The sequence below is a fragment of the Kitasatospora sp. NPDC096077 genome (assembly GCF_040303245.1).
Taxonomy (GTDB): Bacteria; Actinomycetota; Actinomycetes; order Streptomycetales; family Streptomycetaceae; genus Kitasatospora.
This window is the reverse complement of sequence record NZ_JBEOSV010000040.1, coordinates 67,146-85,800: the sequence shown is the minus strand read 5'-3', so window position 1 is coordinate 85,800 and position 18,655 is coordinate 67,146. Positions and strand designations below refer to the sequence as shown.

At 71.7% G+C, this 18,655-nt stretch carries 11 protein-coding genes; 3 read left to right on the top strand and 8 right to left on the bottom strand.

Annotation, left to right across the window (positions count from 1 at the left end; all coding sequences use genetic code 11):
• Window positions 1-91 precede the first annotated feature (91 nt).
• Complete coding sequence (locus ABTZ03_RS28595; RefSeq protein ID WP_350515977.1) at window positions 92-1,318, bottom strand: phosphodiester glycosidase family protein; 1,227 nt, start codon at window positions 1,316-1,318, stop codon at window positions 92-94.
• Window positions 1,319-1,485: 167 nt separating this feature from the next.
• Between ABTZ03_RS28595 and ABTZ03_RS28590 the strand changes: the two genes are divergently transcribed.
• Window positions 1,486-2,109, top strand: a complete 624-nt coding sequence (locus ABTZ03_RS28590) for a DUF6000 family protein (RefSeq protein ID WP_502894612.1) — start codon at window positions 1,486-1,488, stop codon at window positions 2,107-2,109.
• 64 nt (window positions 2,110-2,173) lie between these two features.
• Here the strand turns inward: ABTZ03_RS28590 and ABTZ03_RS28585 are convergent, their stop codons facing one another.
• The 7 genes from ABTZ03_RS28585 to ABTZ03_RS28555 form a co-directional block, all read right to left on the bottom strand.
• On the bottom strand, window positions 2,174-5,920 hold the full coding sequence (locus tag ABTZ03_RS28585) for a hypothetical protein (RefSeq protein WP_350515975.1): 3,747 nt from the start codon (window positions 5,918-5,920) through the stop codon (window positions 2,174-2,176).
• 1 nt (window position 5,921) lies between these two features.
• Window positions 5,922-8,270, bottom strand: a complete 2,349-nt coding sequence (locus tag ABTZ03_RS28580; protein WP_350515974.1) for a hypothetical protein — start codon at window positions 8,268-8,270, stop codon at window positions 5,922-5,924.
• Window positions 8,267-10,795 carry a DUF6603 domain-containing protein gene (locus ABTZ03_RS28575; protein ID WP_350515973.1) on the bottom strand — a complete coding sequence of 843 codons (2,529 nt, stop codon included), beginning with the start codon at window positions 10,793-10,795 and terminating at the stop codon, window positions 8,267-8,269. The genes ABTZ03_RS28580 and ABTZ03_RS28575 overlap by 4 nt, the downstream gene beginning before the upstream one ends.
• A 79-nt stretch (window positions 10,796-10,874) precedes the next feature.
• On the bottom strand, window positions 10,875-12,971 hold the full coding sequence (locus ABTZ03_RS28570; RefSeq protein ID WP_350515972.1) for a hypothetical protein: 2,097 nt from the start codon (window positions 12,969-12,971) through the stop codon (window positions 10,875-10,877).
• A 45-nt stretch (window positions 12,972-13,016) separates the two neighbouring features.
• Entirely contained in the window at window positions 13,017-13,370 is a 354-nt protein-coding gene (locus tag ABTZ03_RS28565; protein ID WP_350515971.1) for a hypothetical protein, read from the bottom strand.
• Between the two features lie 38 nt (window positions 13,371-13,408).
• The gene (locus ABTZ03_RS28560) at window positions 13,409-14,617 is read right to left on the bottom strand and encodes a hypothetical protein (protein ID WP_350515970.1); all 1,209 of its coding nucleotides are present in this window, start codon (window positions 14,615-14,617) and stop codon (window positions 13,409-13,411) included.
• A gap of 210 nt (window positions 14,618-14,827) precedes the next feature.
• Window positions 14,828-16,423, bottom strand: a complete 1,596-nt coding sequence (locus ABTZ03_RS28555; RefSeq protein WP_350515969.1) for a hypothetical protein — start codon at window positions 16,421-16,423, stop codon at window positions 14,828-14,830.
• Between the two features lie 389 nt (window positions 16,424-16,812).
• Between ABTZ03_RS28555 and ABTZ03_RS28550 the strand changes: the two genes are divergently transcribed.
• The gene (locus ABTZ03_RS28550) at window positions 16,813-18,132 is read left to right on the top strand and encodes a molybdopterin-dependent oxidoreductase (RefSeq protein ID WP_502894613.1); all 1,320 of its coding nucleotides are present in this window, start codon (window positions 16,813-16,815) and stop codon (window positions 18,130-18,132) included.
• Window positions 18,132-18,626, top strand: coding sequence for a hypothetical protein (locus ABTZ03_RS28545; RefSeq protein ID WP_350515968.1), 495 nt, complete (start codon window positions 18,132-18,134; stop codon window positions 18,624-18,626). The genes ABTZ03_RS28550 and ABTZ03_RS28545 overlap by 1 nt, the downstream gene beginning before the upstream one ends.
• Window positions 18,627-18,655 lie beyond the last annotated feature (29 nt).

Sequence of the window (18,655 nt, the reverse complement as noted above, 5' to 3'; positions counted from 1 at the left end):
CACACATGCCGGTGATCTTCGCGGGTCCCCAGACCGCGAAGATCACCGGCATGCATCACGCCACGGAGTTGATCACTTACCCAACACTTTCTCAGTCGGAGGTAGGGCCCGGTCCGGCGAAGATGCCGATCCCGTTGGGGATCCGCCGCTCCTGGCCGTGGTCGAGGTGGTTGCGCACGGTGAGGTCGCCGGTGGCCGGGTCACGGGCGACCAGGGTGGAGGAGGCGCCGCCGTCGAAGTAGACGCCGTCCGGGCAGCCGAGGTCGCCCACCACCCGGGCGAGTTCGCTGACCGTCAGGCCGGTGGAGGTGCCCTCGCGCCCGTCGGTGGCGAGCAGGGTCAGCACCCGCCCGCCGTGCGACAGCCCGACCGCGCTGCGCGGCTCGACGTCGACGGTGTCCAGCTGCGGCAACGGGTGGCCGCCGCGCAGCACGGGGTAGGCGCCCAGGGCGAAGACCAGGGGCACCGGTCGGGTCGCGGCGAGGTGGTAGTCCACGGCGACGGGGGTGCCGAGCGGAAGGTCGGCCAGTGCGCGGGCGCCGGCCTCGCGGCCGAGCAGCACGGTGCTGTCCTCGGGGATCGGGCCGCTGCCCGGGGTCGGGGAGACCGACACCACCCGGTCGTGGCGGACCGTCACCTCCCAGGTGTCCGTGGTGCATGGGTCCGCGCGCGACTCGTCGCTCCCGCAGACGGCGCGCGCCCGGGAGCGTGCGCCCCAGTCGGAGGTGAACACGCCGATCGATCCGACCGGCAGGGCGTACTGGTTCAGCCCCCCGAGCGGCCAACTTCCGTACGGGGTCCACACATGGCCGTGCAGCTCCAGGCGGTCGGTACGGGCCACCCCGTCCACGCCGACCCCCAGCACGTCCCGGTCGTCGTCCCCCGGCGGCGGCCGCCAGCCGAACCGCTGGGCCTCGGGGACCGCCGCCTTCAGCGGCCGCCCCCGGAACACGGCCGGACCGGAGGGCGCCCCGGTGGCCTCGATCCCCGGGTGCTGCTCCTCCGAGATGTCGAAGAAGTCCCCGTTCACCGCCGCCACCGCCCCGCGCGCCCCGGCCAGCCGGGTCAGCGGCGCCCGGTCGGCCACCGCGCCGGGGAACAGCAGGTCCGCCCGCACCCCCGGCTGCCGGAGGTCGGCGCGGACGGCGTACACCCGCGCCTCACCGTGCGGGGTACGGACCGTCAGCTCCCGGTACGCCACCCCGGGCGCGAGCGGCACCCAGCCCCCGTCGGTCCCGGCCCGGGCCTGCGGGGTCATCAGTCCGGCCGAGACCGCGGCCAACATCAGAGCGATCGCACAGCGCAGAAGACGATCCATATCTGTCATGTTCGCGGCTAACGCGGCCGGTCCGCCGTCCCTGAGGCACGGCTTCATCCACTCTTCCGCTGATGTACACCATCGCCGGGGGCGATCCGCGGCGTCCGAGAGATTCGGCGGCGGAAATGCGATGGTCGGACCGGACTGTACGCGGCAGGATGCGGCTCGTGGAGTACCTCCAGAACCCCGAGTGGCAACGCCTCGTCGACCGCTACGTCAAGCCCGACCGCCGCTACCTCAGGCTCGGCGGCAACTACCTGCGCGGGACCGGCCCCGAACGCGCCAGGGTGACCCGGGAACTCGGCGAGGCCGCCGCGGAGATCACACCCCGTGAGCTGGGAGTGCTGCTCGACAGCGGATGGCGCGAGCGCAAGACCACGGCCTGGCTGATCGCCGTCGCCCGCCGCACCGAGTTCCGCGAGCGCCTCGGCGAACTCCTGCTCGCCAGCGGCGGGCCCTACGCGGGCTCGGCGTACTGCGTCACCCTCGCCACCTTCGGCACCGCCGCGGACGCGGAGCTCCTGGTCTCCTACCTCGACCACTACCTGCGCCGCCCCGACCTCTACTACGACCAGCCGGCCGCCATCGGCGCACTGCTGCACCTGGACGGCGTGCTCGGCACCGACCGGGCGGCTCCGTTCGTTGCCCCGGACGGCCTCTGGCAGCGGTGGATCGAGGGCCCGCCCCGTAAGGAGCACCACCACACCCCGGACGTCTACCGCCAGCACCTTGCCGCCTGCCTCGCCTTCGTCGACGAGTGCGCGGCACCCGGCCCGGCGCGGAAGGTCTGAGGACGGCCGGGCCGGTGGTGTCCCAGCACGGACACCACCCCTTGGCCTCGGTTCGGCCACCTGCTCACCGGCCCCCGTGGTCGCCGGCCACGGGGTCGCCCGGGCCGGGGAGGAGGTAGCCGGTGTGCGCCTCGGGGACGTGCCCCGGGGCCTGGTCGGTGGGGCGGGGCGAGGTGACGCCGTGGGTGGTCCAGGCGGTGGGGGCGGTGGGTTCGGCCCAGCTCCAGGTGCCGTGGTCGGGCTGGGGCATGATCAGGTCGGTGCGTTGCCCGGAGGGGACGGGGGCGAGGACGGGGCCGAGCGGGAAGGCGGTGCGGATCCGGGCGAGGGCCCGGTCGGTGTGGGCGGGGGGAAGGGTGAGGCTGACGGCGGGCACGATGTCGGTGACGGCCTGGACACTGTTGTGGGGGCAGGCGAGCAGGGTGACGAGGGTGTCCTCGGGCGCCTCGGGGTGATCGGTGTCGGTGGCGCGCGTGATGTCCTGGGCGACCAGGGTGATGTCCTCGGCACTGGGGGGCAGGGTGAAGCCGGCGGGGTCGGCCGGGTGGTGGGTGTGGAAGCGGGAGTGGTCGGCGGGGCCGGTGGCCGTGGGGTGGGTGAAGTAGCCCAGCAGACCGTCGCCGACGAGGTGCGGGTCGCCGAGCAGGACGGGCCGGCGGGTGGCCGGCGCAACGGTCGGCTTCGGGTTGCCGAGGGCTTCCGGGGTGGCGGCGGGCAGTGGCGGGCCGTCGAGCTCCAGGCGCAGGCGTGCGGTCATGAGCGCGCAGGGGCGGCCGAGGGCGAAGGCGAGGTTGCCGCGGTCGGCGGTGCGCGGGGCGGGCGGGGTGATGGTGTCGAGGCCCTGTTGGACGGAGTCCAGGAGCGCGGCGAGCGCACCGTTGCCGCCGCTGCCGGGGGCGGGCACGAGGGGCTTGAGGAAGGCCGCGAGTGCGGGGTGGTCGGCGGCGAAGTCCCTGAGCGGGGCGGCGGCGTTCCACGGGGTGTCGGCGGGGGTGTCGTGGGGGCCGGTGTAGCGGGAGCCCGGCAGGGGGCGGCAGCGGGCGGCGCCCGCGTCGATGCAGTGCAGGTCGAACAGGGGCCGGCCGTCGGGTTCGTAGCACAGCAGCGATTGGCGGCGGCCGGAGCGGGTGGCGAGGATCCAGCCGTGGACGGGGTCGCCGGAGTCGGGGGTGTCCAGCTCGACCAGGGGGACGCGGGTCGTCGCGTCGAGGAGGTCGAAGCGCAGCCGAGCGCTCTGGTGGAGGCGGGGAGGCAGGTCGACGAGGTCGGAGGCGGGCTGGCCGTCGATGGCGTAGCTGCGGGTGGCGTCGGTGACGGTGAGGGAGGGGGCGCGCACCGTGATGTGCCCCTGGTCCTTGACGAGCGGGCTGATGGTGCGTCCGAAGCTGTCGGTGATGGTGAGGGAGGTCAGGCACAGCTGGGCGGCCCGCTGGTGCGGGAACGTCCTGTCGCCGAGAGCGGCTTTGTCCTGCCGGCCGGCCAGGATGGGGGTGTCGGCGGTACGGGGGAGGTGGCCGGTGCGGGCGGCCAGGACGTTCTGGGGCGGGGTGACGTAGTCGGAGGTGGGCGGCGCGTAGGTGAGGTCGTCGGTGTCACCGGGGGCGTCGGCGCTGCGGGTGCGCAGCCCGATGTCGGGGCGGCGGCAGGCGAGGGTCTCGTTGACGCCGGCGAGGGTGAAGGACTGCACGTCCCACTTGTTGGCGGTGATCCTGTCGAAGAGGCCCTGGTGGGCGTCCCTGGCGCGCTGGTCGGGGCTGACGGCTGCGGCGTGCTGGAGGCGGTAGCGGGCGTGGGCTTCGAGCAGGGGCTGGATGTAGGTGTGGCCGGAGACCGTGCGGCGGACCGCCGTGGCACGGGCGTCGGTGCGGGGGGTGCGGCTGACGTGGGTGTAGCGGCTGAGGGCGGGTGTGCCGGGGGCGAAGGCCCAGTCGGTGGCCTCGGCCGGGTAGAGGTCGGCCTCCCACTCCAGGATGACGGGGAGCCAGGGCTGGTGCCACCAGCGGACGTAGGGGAGGTCCGGCGTGACGCCCGTGAGGTCGGTGTCGCGGGCCTGGCCGCCCTTCGTCCGGACGGCTTCGGCGACTACGGCGAGTTGAGCGGAGAACTCGGCGGCGAGGCGCGGTAGTTGGGGACGGACGGCGTCGAACGACGTCGGGGAGGTGTCCGGCAGGGGGAAGGCGGGTCCGGTGGCCGGGGGCAGTGCGGTGGCCGGGCGTACGGGGAGCGGGCCGCCGAGGAAGCCGTCGTGTTCCCGGGTGCGGCGGCGGTCCTGGAGGTGGGAGACGGTCACCACGGGATTGGCGGGTGCGTGGAACGCGGGCAAAGGGGTCGGCTGGAGGCGGTGGTGCGCGGTGTCGATGCCGTGCTTGCCGCCCCAGTCGGTGAGACCGCGGGGAGTGGTGTCGGCGGGCAGGGCGGCGACGCAGTCCTTGATCCCGCGGTCGAGGTCGGCGATCCGGGCGGCCAGGCTCCTCAGGGAGTCGTTGACGCCCTGCTGCGGTGGGTTCGGGGCGAAGCGGTCGTAGGGGCTGGTGATCCACCACAGGCCTTTCAGGCGGGTGACGAGGTCCTTGCGCCGACGGACCAGCCCGTCCAGGCGGGCCTGGGCCCGGTTGAGGTCGTCGAGGGTCTGCTGCTCCTTGTCGTTGAGGGGGACGGGCGCGGCGGGGAGCCCGGCGGCGGGTTCGACGGCGGTGAGGTGCCAGCGGTGGCCGCCCGGGAGGGCGCGGAACTCCCGGGTGTGGCGCGCGTAGTCCAGGGCGTGGTCGAGCGCCGGCTCGGTGGCGTGTTCCGGCAGGTGGGGACGGTTGGAGGCGTCGAGCAGGTCGTAGCAGAAGGCCTCGAACAGGGCCGCGTCGTCGGGGGTGAGCAGGTCGTCCTGGGCGAAGAGCGCGGTGGCCGCCTCGACGGTGGAGTGCCCGACGGCGAGCGTCACCGTGGGCAGCGGGGGCCGGCCCTCCAGGTCGACCGGTCCACCGTCCGGGACCGGCAGGCGGGCAGGGTCGAGGTCGGCGGTCCAGGGCAGCCCCAGGACCCTGCCGACGTAGAGGGTGCCGGCGGGGGCCTGGACGGGCGCGTCCTTCGGGAGGGTCCAGTGGAGTGACGCGAGCCGGGCCGGGAGGTCCTTCTCGGTGGTGGCCCCCAGGGGGTCCGCCGACCGGTCGGAGTACCAGCCGACGACCAGGTAGCTGACGGTGATCTCGTGTCCGTTCGCCCTGTTCGGGACGGCCTCCAGGTCGGCCTGGGTGTCGTGGAAGGACAGGATGTTCCGGTTGTAGGGCCCGTACTGGGCGAACGCGGGCAGGCCGGTGCTGTCGACGGTCAGGAAGGGCTTGGTGGCGGGCTCCTCGGGGAGGGGCGTGCCGGTGCCGAGCGGGTGTGCGCGGCCGTAGCGGGCGTTGCGGGGGAAGCCGCCGTCCTCGGGGCGGCCGGGCAGGACGGCGGCCGAGTCGTCGACGGCGGGCTCGTCGCCGCGCAGGAGCCAGGAGCGGACGTCGGGCGGCGGGGTGGTGGAGCCGTCGGGGTGGCTGGTGAAGCTGTGGCGGATGACGAGCCATCGGTTCGGGATGAGCGGGAAGCGCATCCCGCCGGGGCCGGTGGGATCGATGTGACCGGTGCGCAGCGCGATGGGCAGCTGCCACTGCACGTAGACGCCCGGTTCCGCCGGATGCGTGTTTCCCGGGTCGGCCGGCCCGTGCTCGGCCAGCGCATGGAAGTCGGGGGTGCGGCTGTGCACGTCGTCGACGTTGGAGCTGTTGACCAGGAGGGCGTCGACGTCGATCGGGACGATCAGGGGCGCGGGCTCGGTCATCTCAGCGGGCCTCTCCGGGGGTGATGTCCAACTGGACCGGAACGTGCAGGAGTTGGAAGGCGAGGGTTTCGGAGTTGCGGGCCGTGCCGGTGCCCAGGTGGGCGCAGATGTCGTCCAGGAGCGGGCCGGGCTCCAGGACCTGTCCCCGGCGTCGCGTCGAGGTCGACGGCCGGACGTACTTGTCGGTCCCGAACACCTTGAGCGTGGTCGGGTTCGCCGGGACGCCGCCGTCCGCGTTCCGGAGGGTGAGTCCGCCCTCGGCACTGTCGAGGCCGAGCTCCAGGACGTGGGCGGGCTGACGCAGGTGGACGACGGTGGGGGTGCGGTCGAACAGCAGGAGCAGGGTCTCGGCGCTCAGCAGTCGCCAGGAGGTGAGGGCTGCGCCCTCGACGGTGAGGCCGAGCTGCTTTCCCGGCCCCGGTCCCGTCGGCGTGGCGGAGGTCGGGGGAGCGGTGCTGTGCGGGGCGGGCGCCGGGGGCCAGGAACGGACCAGGGGTGAGCGCAGCAGCAGCCCGCAGCCGGGGATCCCGGGGCCGTCCCCGGAGCTGAACACCACCTTTTTGAGGAGGTCGGTGAGCTGGGTGTCGGCGTGGGTGTGGGCGCCGACGGAGAGCATGCCGTCGGCGAAGGCGTTCAGCCAGTGGCCGTCGATGTGGAAGAACCGGGCGCTGTCCGGCGGCAGGACCGCGTCGGGCAGCGGCAGCAGGTACCAGGTCGGTACGAGGGCCAGCATGGCCGCCGGGTCCCACTGCCAGGTCTGCGACCCTGCCGGTCCACCACCGGCGGCACCGGGGTGGGCGGAGGCCGCCGCGGCCAGGTCGGCGGACAGGGCCTGGCGCAGGGGCTCGCGCCACCCGGGATCGGCCAGCAGCGTCGCCAGGTGCTTCGGCACGGACGCCGTACTCCCGCCCGTGGGTTCGGGGCGGGCACCCGTTCCAGCTACGGGCGTGGCGTGGAGCCGGTCGGTCAGACGGACGCCCAGGCCGTCGACCATGGCGGCATCGAAGGCCGTCCGCAGGCGCTGCGGGGCCGTCAGCCGGCTGATCCCCTCGGCCCGTGGCGGGGGCACCGGACCACCGGATCGGGTGCCGAGGGGATTGAGGGGGCGGGCGACCGACTGGGGGTGGGTGGCCAGGGCGGCGGCGCGGGCGAGGGCGCCGGCCGTGTGGCGCCAGGTGAGCATGGTGTCGAAGAGGTCGTTGCGGCACATCACCAGCTGGGCGCCCAGGTTGAAGGCGGCGGCGAGACTGACGTCGAACACACCGTCGCCCTTGACGTAGATCAGCGCCTCGTCCGCGCACGCGTACGGGGTGTGCTCCGGTGCGGGCTCGGTCGGTCCGGGGACGAAGGGGCCCCGGTACCAGGCGAGGGTCTGCTCGCCCGTCACCAGGCGGTGGCGGACCGGGCTGTAGCCGGCGTACAGGCGTGCTTCGACCGGGTCGGCGGGATTCTCGGGCCCGGGGACGCGCAGCCGCCCATGGCTGCCGTCCTTCCTCTGCAGGTCCTCCCTGAGCGCCGTGATGGCGCGGTCGTCGTCCCGGCCCTTCACCTCGGCCGGGTCGAGGGTGGTGAAGGTCCACGAGAACAGGGACACCATGCGCACCTTGACGGTCGAGCCCGCCGGAGGTGGGGAGGTGAGGGTCCCCTCGTGGCCGGCCAGCGAGACGACATGGGCGGTGTGGCGGCCGGGGGTTCTGGGGAACCGGGCCGCCACCAGGGTGGCCGTGGCGGGCGGGGCGTGGACGGCGTCCTGCGTCCCGTCGTCCTGCCCGGTGCTCTTCTCCCGTGGTTCACGGACGTGGGCCCACAGGTGCAGCTCCTCGGGTGCGGGCAGGAGGTCCCGGTACAGGTCGGCCGGCAGGTCGATCACCGTGCAGGAGGTCTGCGCGGACCCGTCGCCGAGATCCAGGTCGGGCACGCGGGTGTCCGAGGACGATTTCAGGAGATCGACGGCCTTGCCGGTGTGGACGTCCCCGGCGTCCAGTTCGTCCTCGGCGATGACCAGCAGTGCCATCCACGGCCACTCCGCCCACGTCGGGTCGGTGTGGCCGCCCGGCAGCAGCTCGTGCTCCCACGGCAGGTAGGGGTCGCCGAAGGAGACGAACGGGAGCAGGTATCCGTACTCGCCCGACCCCCCGGGCGGGGGGAAGCAGCCGCAGACGTCCGCGCCGGACACCGAGAACCGGGGCGTGCCGGTGACGAGCGTCTGATCCGGTGACCTGAACGTCCACAGCGGCGAGTTCTCACCCGCCCGGGTGACGGTGTGGGTCGCGGAGACGGTGTACTCGGCTCCCCGCAGGGCCGGCCGCCAGCTGGTGTACAGGCCGACGCCGGCCTTCCGGTCGGTCACGTGCGCTTCGTTCCTTCCACCAGCTGGGGTTCGGCGTCCAGGTAGTCCGCGCAGTTCCGGGCGAACGCCTGCAGGCCGGCGTCGGGAGGGCAGCTGAACCCCGGGATCGGGGTCGCGCGGTGGGCGAGCCCGGCCAGCAGACCGGTTCGCCGCCGGGCGGACGCCGGGGAGGTGATGTCGTCGGCGACGACCTTCAGGGGTGAGGGATCGCCGGATTTCCGGTCCTGCGGCGGGAAGCTGCTCGGGTCCTGCGGCGACGGAAGGTCCACCGCGAACCGCTTCACCGTGAACGCCTGCTCGGGGAGAACGGTCGGCTCGGTGTGGACCCTCGTGGGCGAGAAGACCTCGACGCCGGTCGCGTAGCCGTCGATCAGACCGGGTTCGGACCGGCTCTGTGCCCCGGCGCCCCACAGCGCGGCCGGCACACCCACGCTCGTGGCGGCCGCCTGCCACGACTCGTCGTCACCGGCCGTGTTGACCGCTACCTGCTTCCCACCGACGGTGAGGCCCACCACCAGACAGGAGTTGTAGGCGGGCGGTGTCGCACCGTCGTCCGCCATGGGACGGATGTGCAGGGCCTTCGACGGCTGGGGCCCCACCTCCGTGCCGTTGACCGTGACCGAGGCCGCCGGGACCGCGGTCCGGACACCGAAGCGGAATCCGCCGCGCGCCGCCGTCCACACCTCGGCTGCGTGCCCGCCCTTGCCGGAGGCGGAGGGCAACAGGCCCCGCAGGGCCGCCAGGTGCACCACCTTGCCGTCCCCGGCCGGCAGCATCTGCCGGCGGAACGCGTCGGCGCTCAGGACCGTCGCGCCACCGGAGTCCGAGCCGAAGTCGACGTGGACCGTCCACCAGCCGATCTTGAAACGGGCCCGGCCCCCGACGGGCGGACCCCACACCCTGCCGTCCGCGGACAGTTCCAGGGAGAACGGGCCGGCCTCCGCACGGATGCTGCCGCCCCAGTCGACGTCGAAGTAGAGCGGATCCCACTCGATCAGCGCGTCCGCGTACACGCTCGCGTGCACCGAGGCCGGGCCCCAGTCGCCGCTCAGCGACGCGTTCAGACCGGCCATGAAGGCATGTGGGGCCAGGGCCGCGTAGCAGTTGCCCGTGACGTGGACGCCGCTCCCGACACTCCAGTCGAAGCCGAGCCGACGCACCCGCGGGTAGTGGCCCGGGGCGCGGAACCGCGGGTGGTAGCCCCCCACCGTGGCGATGAAGTCACCGGGGTGGGCACTGTCGCCGAACCACAGGCGTACGGCCAGGGCGCCACGCAGGTTGCAGGCGGGATCGAGGATGAACGAGCCGTCCGCGACGACCGCGTCGATCGCCAGTGTGTCGGTGCTGCGCCGGTATTCGGCCCGCAGGTCCACCGCGAGCTGCGCCCATGGGGTGGTGCTCCCTTTGGGGAACGCGGCCTGGGCCCGGCCGTACAGGCCGACGACGAAGTCGTCGCCGAACTGCGCCACGGCCACCGCGGAGACGTCGACCTGCTCGTAGACCTGCGCGCGCAGACCGGCGGCCAGCCAGATGCCGTTCCGGGACGGGGTCACCCAGGCCTCGGCGCCGCCGGTTCCGAGGAGCTTGTCGAGTGCGCCCAGCGGGTCGTTCGGGGACTGCTGCCCGTCGAGCATCGTCACGAACGGGAAGGAGGAGACCTCCGTGATCGTCGGCGTGCGCACCACGGAGTGGTAGCCGAAGCCGGCGGCCAGTGCCTGGACCCGGAACATCGGGGGTCCGATGGCCTTCTCCTTGAGGTCCAGGACCCCGAAGACGAACAGCGACGGATCCGCCGAGTCCTTGGGCTGGGCGTAGAAGCCGAGGGCGGTGACGCTCACGGCGGGGGTGCCCACCACCGCCTCCCCGCCGAGGGCCAGGGCGTACTTGGAATCCGGCTCCTGCTTGTAGCGGACGAACTCCCCCGCGACCGTGATCGGGGGCCGGTCGAGACCCAGCCCCAGCCCGTCGAGGTGGAAGACCGGTGTCCGGGGGGTCTTGAGCGGCAGCTCGACGCCCAGTCCCCGGGTCGCCAACTCCACACCGCCGGCGCTGACGGAGGCGTCCACCAGCAGGTGCACCCGACCCTCGGCGTAGCCCGCCCCGATGCGTACCAGCTGCACGGGGCCGAACGTACGGTTCGCCGCCCACCACGCGGTGGCGGCCGCCCCGGCTCCCGCGGCAGCGCCGTCCGCCGTGGTGGCGGTGAGCGACGGTGCGGGAGGGGCGCCGGTGCCGAGGCCGAACGGGTGCCGGACACCGCCGAACAGTGCGTCCAGCTCCAGGTAGGGGCCGGTCTGCACGCCCTCGGGAACCTGCGGACCCGTCGGGAGGAGCGCGGCCAGGCGCTGCCTTCTGGCGTCGTCCAGGTTCTGCGACAGGTACCCCATGCGCAGTTCGCCGACGCCCAGGCCGTAGGAGGAGGGCAGTAGCGAGTCGATCAGCGGAAGCCGCAGCCCGAGGGCTTCCAGGTCCAGCGCCGCGGCGACCAGCCGGACCCGCTTGCCGTCACCCGTGGTCACTGTCACCGGCCCGCTCCGCTCGGAGGGTGTGCCGTCCCGGCCCGGAGGGCGGGGCACGGGAGGAGGCCGCGTGCCGTCGCCCGCCTCACCACGGGGACTTCCGGTGCAGCTCGGCCGAGAGCCCCTGCACGCCGTCACGGTCGATCGTGACCCTGTCGTCGGAAAGGTAGGAAAGTGTGTGGTCAGGCCAGCGGACCGTGTTCCCCTTCAGGTCGTAGACGGAGTCCTGGGTGATGTACCACGCCCCGGTATCCGAGTCGGAGGGGTAGTCCAGGCTCGTCAGCGGGACCCCGATGCCGAAGGTCTTCCAGTTCCAGGGCAGTGGCACTGGCTGGGTGTCCTGCGCCATGCCGATCGTGCCGTCCTGCTCGCCGATGAGAACGAGGTCTCCCAGGAGGTGATGGAAGAACTCGATCCTCCGTGCTGCTGTGGATTGAGTCGTGCCCTTCCAGTCCACTCCCGCCGCGTAGGTTCCTCCGCCGTCCTGCCAGCAGACGGTGGGGAGTTCGGGCATCTGGGTGCAGCCCTTGAGCTTCGGGACGGCGGCGTCCTTGAAGGGTGTCAGCTCGCACCTCCAGGAGGTGGGTTGGTCGGCCCCCTTCATGTCCTGGTAGGCGAGGAGCTTCCCGTTCTCGACCCGCAGGCCCCATTCCCACTGGCGCGTGTACTGAGGCCCCTGCCCCTTCTCCAGGTTCGGGTCCTGGTACCGGTCCGTCCCGGTGCCCATGGACAGGGTGGCCGATCTGGCAGCGGGGTCGGAGGGGACTCCCGAGCGGAGGTCCCAGGTCCCCGCGTCCCCGCTGACCCAGACGCCCGATGTCGCGAATTCCTCCCCGGTCCAGGTCATGGTGTCGGTCTGCACGCGGACGTACCGGAGACCGGGGACCTGAACGTTCTGCAACGTGCCGTCGGGGCCGCTCCAGGCGACCCTGTCCTCGCCGCTCAGCACGGCGGTGACCTGCCCCGGATCCGCGGCGAAGGTGGGGAACGTGGCGATGGGGAGAAGGTGGTCGAGGAGGCCGGAGGGCTGTTCGGGCCACCCGGACCTGCCGTTCGGGCCCTGCCAGGTGACTTTCAGTTCCGTCGCCGTCGAACGCCAGAGCTGCTCCACCCGGTCCGGTTCGGCGACGAGCGTGAGCTTGGCCCCGGCGGGGGCGAAGAAGCTGGACGGCTGTGCCTTCACGAGTCTGCCGTCGCTGGTACGGCGGGTGAAGGTCGTGGCCTGGCCGGCATGGGTGACGGTGATCTTCACGTCGTGGGTGCCGGTGACACCGGGCTCCCGGAGGATCGGCAGTAGGCGTAGGACGCGGTAGGCGGTGGTGAACTCGATCGTGTAGTAGCCGTCAGCCGGTGCGGTGAAGTCCAGCGCCGCCCCCGACGCCTCCAGGACGTATGTGCGGCTGTTCACCTCGTTCTGGCCGGGGAAGGTGATGGTGCCGCCGACGGTGAGCTGGGTGAGCGTCTCGTCGGTCGTGGGCACGGGGACCGTGACCGTGAGCGTGTGCCGTGTGTCCGGTGACTCCCGCTCCGTCGCGGTCAGGGTGAAGGTGGTCTCGTTCGCCAGCCCGGTGACGGCCACGGAGCGTGCGTCGCTGTCCAACGTGCGGGTGGAGCCGTTCCACTCCAGAACGAACCCGTCCGCGGTGTGGACGTCATGGGCTCGCCAGTGCAGCCGTGCGGTGCCGTTGAGGGCGGGGTCGGGGCAGGTGAGGTCGCCGAAGTAGAACCCCGACGGGTACTTCACCAGCGGAGGGAGGTCCGGCGTGACGTGCCCGGCGTCGCTGGAGGCCGAGAAATCGATCTTGACCTCGCCCGGGGCCTGGTTGATCCGCACGCCGGAAAGGGAGAGCCGGAGGAAAGCGCCGACAGCCGAATCGGGCCGGCAGGTGATCGCGTACCGGCCCTGAGAAGCCTTGCGGGTCACCCGCCACACTGGTCGGCCGTCGCGTTCGTTCCTGTTGTCGCTGACGATGACGCTGATCGCGTCGGCGGCGGCCTGGTCGGGGAGGAGATCTCCCGGGGCGCTGCCGATGGGCAACGTCACCGTGATCTCGGTGGACGGATCCCACCGGGGTACGGAGAACACCAGGTGGAGGTCCACGATCGACGGGAACCCGGTCGTCGACGAGACGAACTCCGGGGGAGAGGTCGTCAGGGTGCAGAGGGATCGGTCATCGGACACAGCGGAATCCTCGGGATCGGCGGCGTTTCGCGGGGTACCGGCGGGTCACTCGGGGGGAGGTTCGACGTAGAGCGTCCGCTTGACCGTCAGGCGGCGGAAATCGCGGTCGGGGGCGGCCACCAGGACCGTCAGGGACGCTGAGGCCGTGGCGCCGTCGGTCGTCTCGGCGGTGAGCAGGAAGGTGGTGGCTTCCATCAGGCCGCGGGTGCCGAAGCTCGTGGCGTTCAGCGGCAGGCCGATCGGGACGGAGGGGCCGGGTCGGCTCACGCGCGACAGGATGTGAAGACTCCTCAAGGGCGCGGTCGAAGTGATCCGCCAGGTCAGCGCCGTACCGAAGCCGTGCGCCACCAGGGGATCGGCGGGGGTGAAATCGCTGATGGACAGCTCGGTGCCGGGCACGGCTCGGGCTCCGTTCGGATCGGTACGGGCAGGGGCTCTCACGGTGACGGCTGCGGTGGCGGAACCGGGCTGATGGGAAGGATCCGGGGTTCACTGATCAGGACTTTGAGTCGAGCGTTGAGGGTGCCGCCCTGCCAGGTCTTCCAGCCGTCCTGGGCCTGGACGCGCAAGGGGGACCCGGCGGGCAGTTCCAGGCCGAGCGGGGAGTCGGTGCCGTCCAGCAGGAGACTGCCGACGACCGGGGCACCCCCGTGGATGTCGGTCATGACGACGTCGAGGACCGGGGGCTTCAGGTCGGCGACCAGGCCGTCGGTCTCGGTGATCGCGAGGACCGCCCACCGGTCGCCGTCCGCCGGCTCGGCGAGGTCCAGTGGTTGGCCTTGCTGCTGGTTGGCCCGGTACTCCCGGTCGAGCGCCGAGGTGTACCCGGCGCCGAGGACGAGGGCGTCCCGGACGGTGACGTCGGTGAGGGGGGTGGTCGGTTCCACGACCTCGACGATCGCCTGGTGCCGGTGGGAGAGTCCGCCACCGGCGAAGGCCTCCAGGGTGTAGCCGGTGGTCCCGGAAAGGTGACCGGTGGTCAGTTCCCGGTCGTCCTTCCCGGGATTGTCGGCGTCATGGTCGTAGGAGTCCAGGGAGTAGCCCTGTACGCCCTCGGCCGACCACAGCAGCTTGGTGGACTGCCCCAGCGCGACCGACGGATCGGCGGGCGCCAGGTAGTCGAAGAAGAACCCGTGCGGAAGCTTGGTCAGGGTCACCTCGGAGGAGTGTGGTTCGACCTCGTCCTGTGTGCCGACGGCTGTCCAGGCGGTGACTTGGAGGTCCGCCTTGCCGGGGGTCCGGTTGAGCTTCACTTCCGGGAAGCGGAAGCCGACCTGGTCCGCTTCGGTCGTGGTCCCGTACGGTGCGATGGTCGTGTCGTCGGAGGACTCGAACGCATAGGTCTCCGACTTCACCAGGGGAGCCGCCGTCCAGCCGGGCGGAATCACCACCTTGTCCGCGTCCGGCAGGTCCTTGTCCGATGAACACAGGTCGCCCTGACCCTCACCGATGGGCACCGTCACGGCGATTCGGGCGCACCGGACGGGCTCCTTGCCGTGGTTGACGACGATCAGCTCGACGGAGTCCCGGCTGCCCGCGTTGAGCGGGACGTTGTTCCAGCCCTGTACGGAGAAGCAGAGCGGTGTCGCACGGACGGTCGGATCCGATGGGGGCTGGTTGACGGGGAGGGGGTCGAGATCAGTCACGGGCCGGCCCTTCGCGGAGAAGCATGATCGGACGGGCCCTTCGCGAGGATCACCGGTTCTGTCCTTCCGAGTCCTGGAACTGTCGTCCCCACATGACCACGTGAGACTTGTTCGTATTCGTATCAGCTGGGGGATTCGAGCCGGATTCGCTCGAACGAGCCGACGGCGGCGTTGGGTTGACGCACGTCCCGTTGCGGGCCCGGAGGGTGATCAGCTCAGGGTGGCCAGAGCGAGCACCCCGTGCTCCGTCTTGACGGTGACGGCGAGGTCCTGTTCCTTCGGGCCCCGGGTGTACCGGAGGTCGGCTTCGGTGATCGCCGGCGCGATCTCGTTCACGATGTCCGGGATCTCGCCATCCGGGATGCCCAACCGGCGGGCGAGGGTGCTCAGTTCCACCGGCTCCGCAGTGACCAGGGAAGCCCCCATCTCCCAGGTGTCGTTCGTCTTGTTCCTGGTGAGGTCGCCGGAGAAGATGAGCATCGGGGAATCCGCGGCGGCGTGGTCCCGCAGGGCCAGGTGCGTCGTCACCGCTACGGAGCCGCCGGTGGCCCACTCCAGGGTCACGACGGCGTCCGCCTTCACCCCGGCGATGTCCAGCGTGACGCCGAGGCCGATCTTCCAGGATTTCCAGGGGTCGTCCGTTGCGACTTCGAAGGAGGCGTCGTGGAGCGCCAGGCCCTGGATGAACGGTGGAATGTCGGGTTTGACGTGCCATTCCTCTTCGGCCCACTTCAGGAGATCGCTCATGCTGATTCCCGTGGCACTGCCCCGGTAGCGCCGGAACGTGGTGCCGTCGGTGGAGGGGCTGTCCAGGATCAGCGTGACGGTGGATCCCTTGACGGAGATCGAAAGGGAGCTCGCCGGCGATGTCGGCACGGTGATCGCGCGTAGCACGCGTGTCCGGGGTGTTTTCTCCAGCTTCTCCTTCGGAGGGCACCGTGCATCCCGGCTGCGTGCTTGCCGCAGGGGTTTCTTGGCCGTGCTCCGGGTGTAGTCGGCATTGCTTGGAATGTAGTCCGGACCGGTAGGTTTTGTGACGTAGTACCAGTTCTCGGGGATCCTGCTCCAGGCGGCATCCGTCACGTCCTGGGGGTATTTGGCGCGACTGAAAAGGTAGCGATAGGTCTGATAGAACTCCAGCAGGTAAGGCAGTTTGTCATTCGCCAGTGTCGGGTTCTTGTCCTTATCTACCCCCTCTCCTGGGGCTGTGAGGTCTGAGAGTGCCAGGAGCCGTCTGGCTGCGCTCCTGGCACGGCGGTCCTCCAGTTCATCGACCAAGAACGCCTCCGGGTCCTCGCCCGGGTCGTCCACGCGCCCTGCCGGATTCTTCGGCCCCGCCTTGCTGGGGCCGATCACCAAGTTCCCCGGGCACCAGAAGAAGATCTGACCGAACTCTTCCAGCTGGGTGGCGCATTCCCCTTTCGTGTTGCTGTCGTGGTGGAATTCCTTGTTCTGGAGCTCGGCCAAGAAGTCGGTTAGTTTCTGCTGGCTCTCGATGCCCTTCAGGGGTAGGATGCCGGTTTGCTTGCGCAATTCCCCGAGGAACTCGGAAACAGATTTCGGCGGTGGCTCCCGGTCGTCCTTGTAGTAGTGGTCGACCGCATAGTTCCAGTATCGAATCGCCCTGCTGCCGGGGAAAAGGTGGTGCCTTGTCAGGGAGACCTTGATCTTGGCATCGGGCTTTGCTTTCCTGTTCAAATTGTCCGGGTCTCGTGGATCCATGGTGCCAGGATTTTCCTCCGTGCCGGACTCGACCCTGTTCTTGTACGGCAGGGCGGCGTGTCCCGGCTCGAACTTGATATCCATCGGTTTGCTCGATGCCACGAGGGGCCCTTCGGCGCTTGGCGGGGTGTCGGTCCACCACGAATCTCGGACGCCGGACCGGGGAGCAGGATGTGTGCGAAGCGATGTTCACCCGAACGGGTAAGTCGACCACCGGAGTACGCCCGCGACGCAGCCGTCCGGGTGATGTGGGGGAGGTCGCGTGTGGCTTCGGGGGGCGCGGTTCGGGGCGGGTGGTTGGCTGTCCCGCGAGTCGCGGCCAACTGGCCTGGTGCGGTGGTGCGGAGAGCCCCCGGCGTGCGGCAGGGGTTGATCCGAGCGGACGGAGGCGGTCGGCGGTGGCGGCGAAGCGTGCGGGTGAACGGCCCCGGAAACGTGGCGGGTTGCGTTCGGTCGTCCGAAGGGTCGGCCGGGTGCCGGCCGCGGTCGCGGGCGGGCTGGGGCGGCTGCCCGCGCCGCCGGGGCCGTTCCGGGCCGGGTTCTGGCGCAGCCCGATCCGGGGGCCGTGGCTGACCTCGGTGTTCGGGCTGGTGCTGCTGGTCGGGATCCCGGTGCTGTTCGTCACCGGGGCGCTGTCCTACGCCGCCTACAACCCCGACCTCGGGCCGCTCAACGACCAGACGCCGGACAAGGGCCTGTTCGGCTTCTACCTGTTCGACTGGCCGACCCGGCCGTACTGGCTCTACCGGCTCACCCAGGGCGTGCACGTGACGCTCGGCGTCGTGCTGGTGCCGGTGGTGCTCGGCAAGCTGTGGTCGGTCATCCCGAAGCTGTTCGAGTGGCCGCCGGTGCGCAGCCCCGCCCACGCGCTGGAGCGGCTGTCGCTGCTGATGCTGGTCGGCGGGGCCGTCTTCGAGTTCGTGACCGGGATCCTCAACATCCAGCTGTACTACGTCTTCCCGGGGTCCTTCTACACCCTGCACTTCTACGGGGCGTGGGTGTTCATCGCCGCGTTCGCCGTCCATGTCGGGCTGAAGTTCGGCCGGCTGGTCCGCGCCCTGCGCTCGCGCCCGCTCTGGCGGGAGCTGCGCACCGGCGTGGCCGGGACGAAGCCCGAACCGCCGGACGCCGACGGCCTGGTGGCGACGGCCCCGGCCGCGCCGACGATCGCCCGGCGCGGTGCGCTCGCCCTGGTGGGCGCGGGGTCGCTGGCCCTGCTGGTGGTCACGGCGGGGCAGAGCATCGGCGGACGGCTGCGCCGCACCGCGCTGCTGGCACCGCACAACCGCCCCCCGGCGAACGGCCCGAACGGCCTGAACGGCCCGAACAGTTTCCAGGTGAACAAGACGGCGGCGTCCGTGGGCGTTTCGCCGGCCATGGTCGGCCCGGACTGGCGGCTGGAACTGCACGGCGCCGGGCCGGTCCAGGTGTTCACCCGGGAGCAGCTGCTCGCGATGCCGCAGTGGCCGGCCCTGCTGCCGATCGCCTGCGTGGAGGGCTGGTCCACCGAGGACCAGCACTGGAGCGGACTGCGGCTCGCCGACCTCGCCGCCCTGGCCGGGGTGCCCGACGCGGCGGACGTCCTGGTGGACTCGGTGCAGCCGCCCGGCCCGTACTCCTCCGTGGTGCTGCGCGGCAACCAGGTCCGCGACCCGCTCTCGCTGCTCGCCCTGCACGTCAACGGGGTCGACCTCGCGCTGGACCACGGCTACCCGGCCCGGATCATCGTCCCCGCCAACCCGGGTGTGAACAACACCAAGTGGGTCCGCCGACTGACCTTCCGAAGCCGATGATGGACCGACACACGGGCATCTCCCGCTGGTACGGCGCGGGCCCGCTGCACCTGCTCGCGCTGCTCGCCTCGCTCGCCCTCACCGGCTACGCCGTCCAACGGCTGGTCGTCGACCGGCCGCTCGCGGTGGCGATCTGGTTCGTCGGCGCGGCCGTCGCCCACGACCTGGTGCTGCTCCCGCTGTACTCGATCGCCGACCTCTCGGCCCGGTCGGTGCTGCGCCGCCGGGCGCCCGCGCGGACCGCGGGGGTCGGCTGGATCAACCACCTACGGGTGCCGGTGTTCCTGTCCGGCCTGCTGCTGCTCGTCTGGTTCCCGCTGATCCTCGATCTGTCGGTGCCGTACGCCGGGGCGACCGGGCTCTCGGAAGGGGTCTACCTCGGGCGGTGGCTCGCCATCACCGGGGTGCTCTTCGGCCTGTCCGCCGTCGTCCTGGCGATCCGGATCCGGCGCGCCCGCCCACCTCGGCGCGGGCGCGACGTTCGCGATTCGTAAGGCGCCACCTGGACGGATCCCCGCCGGCC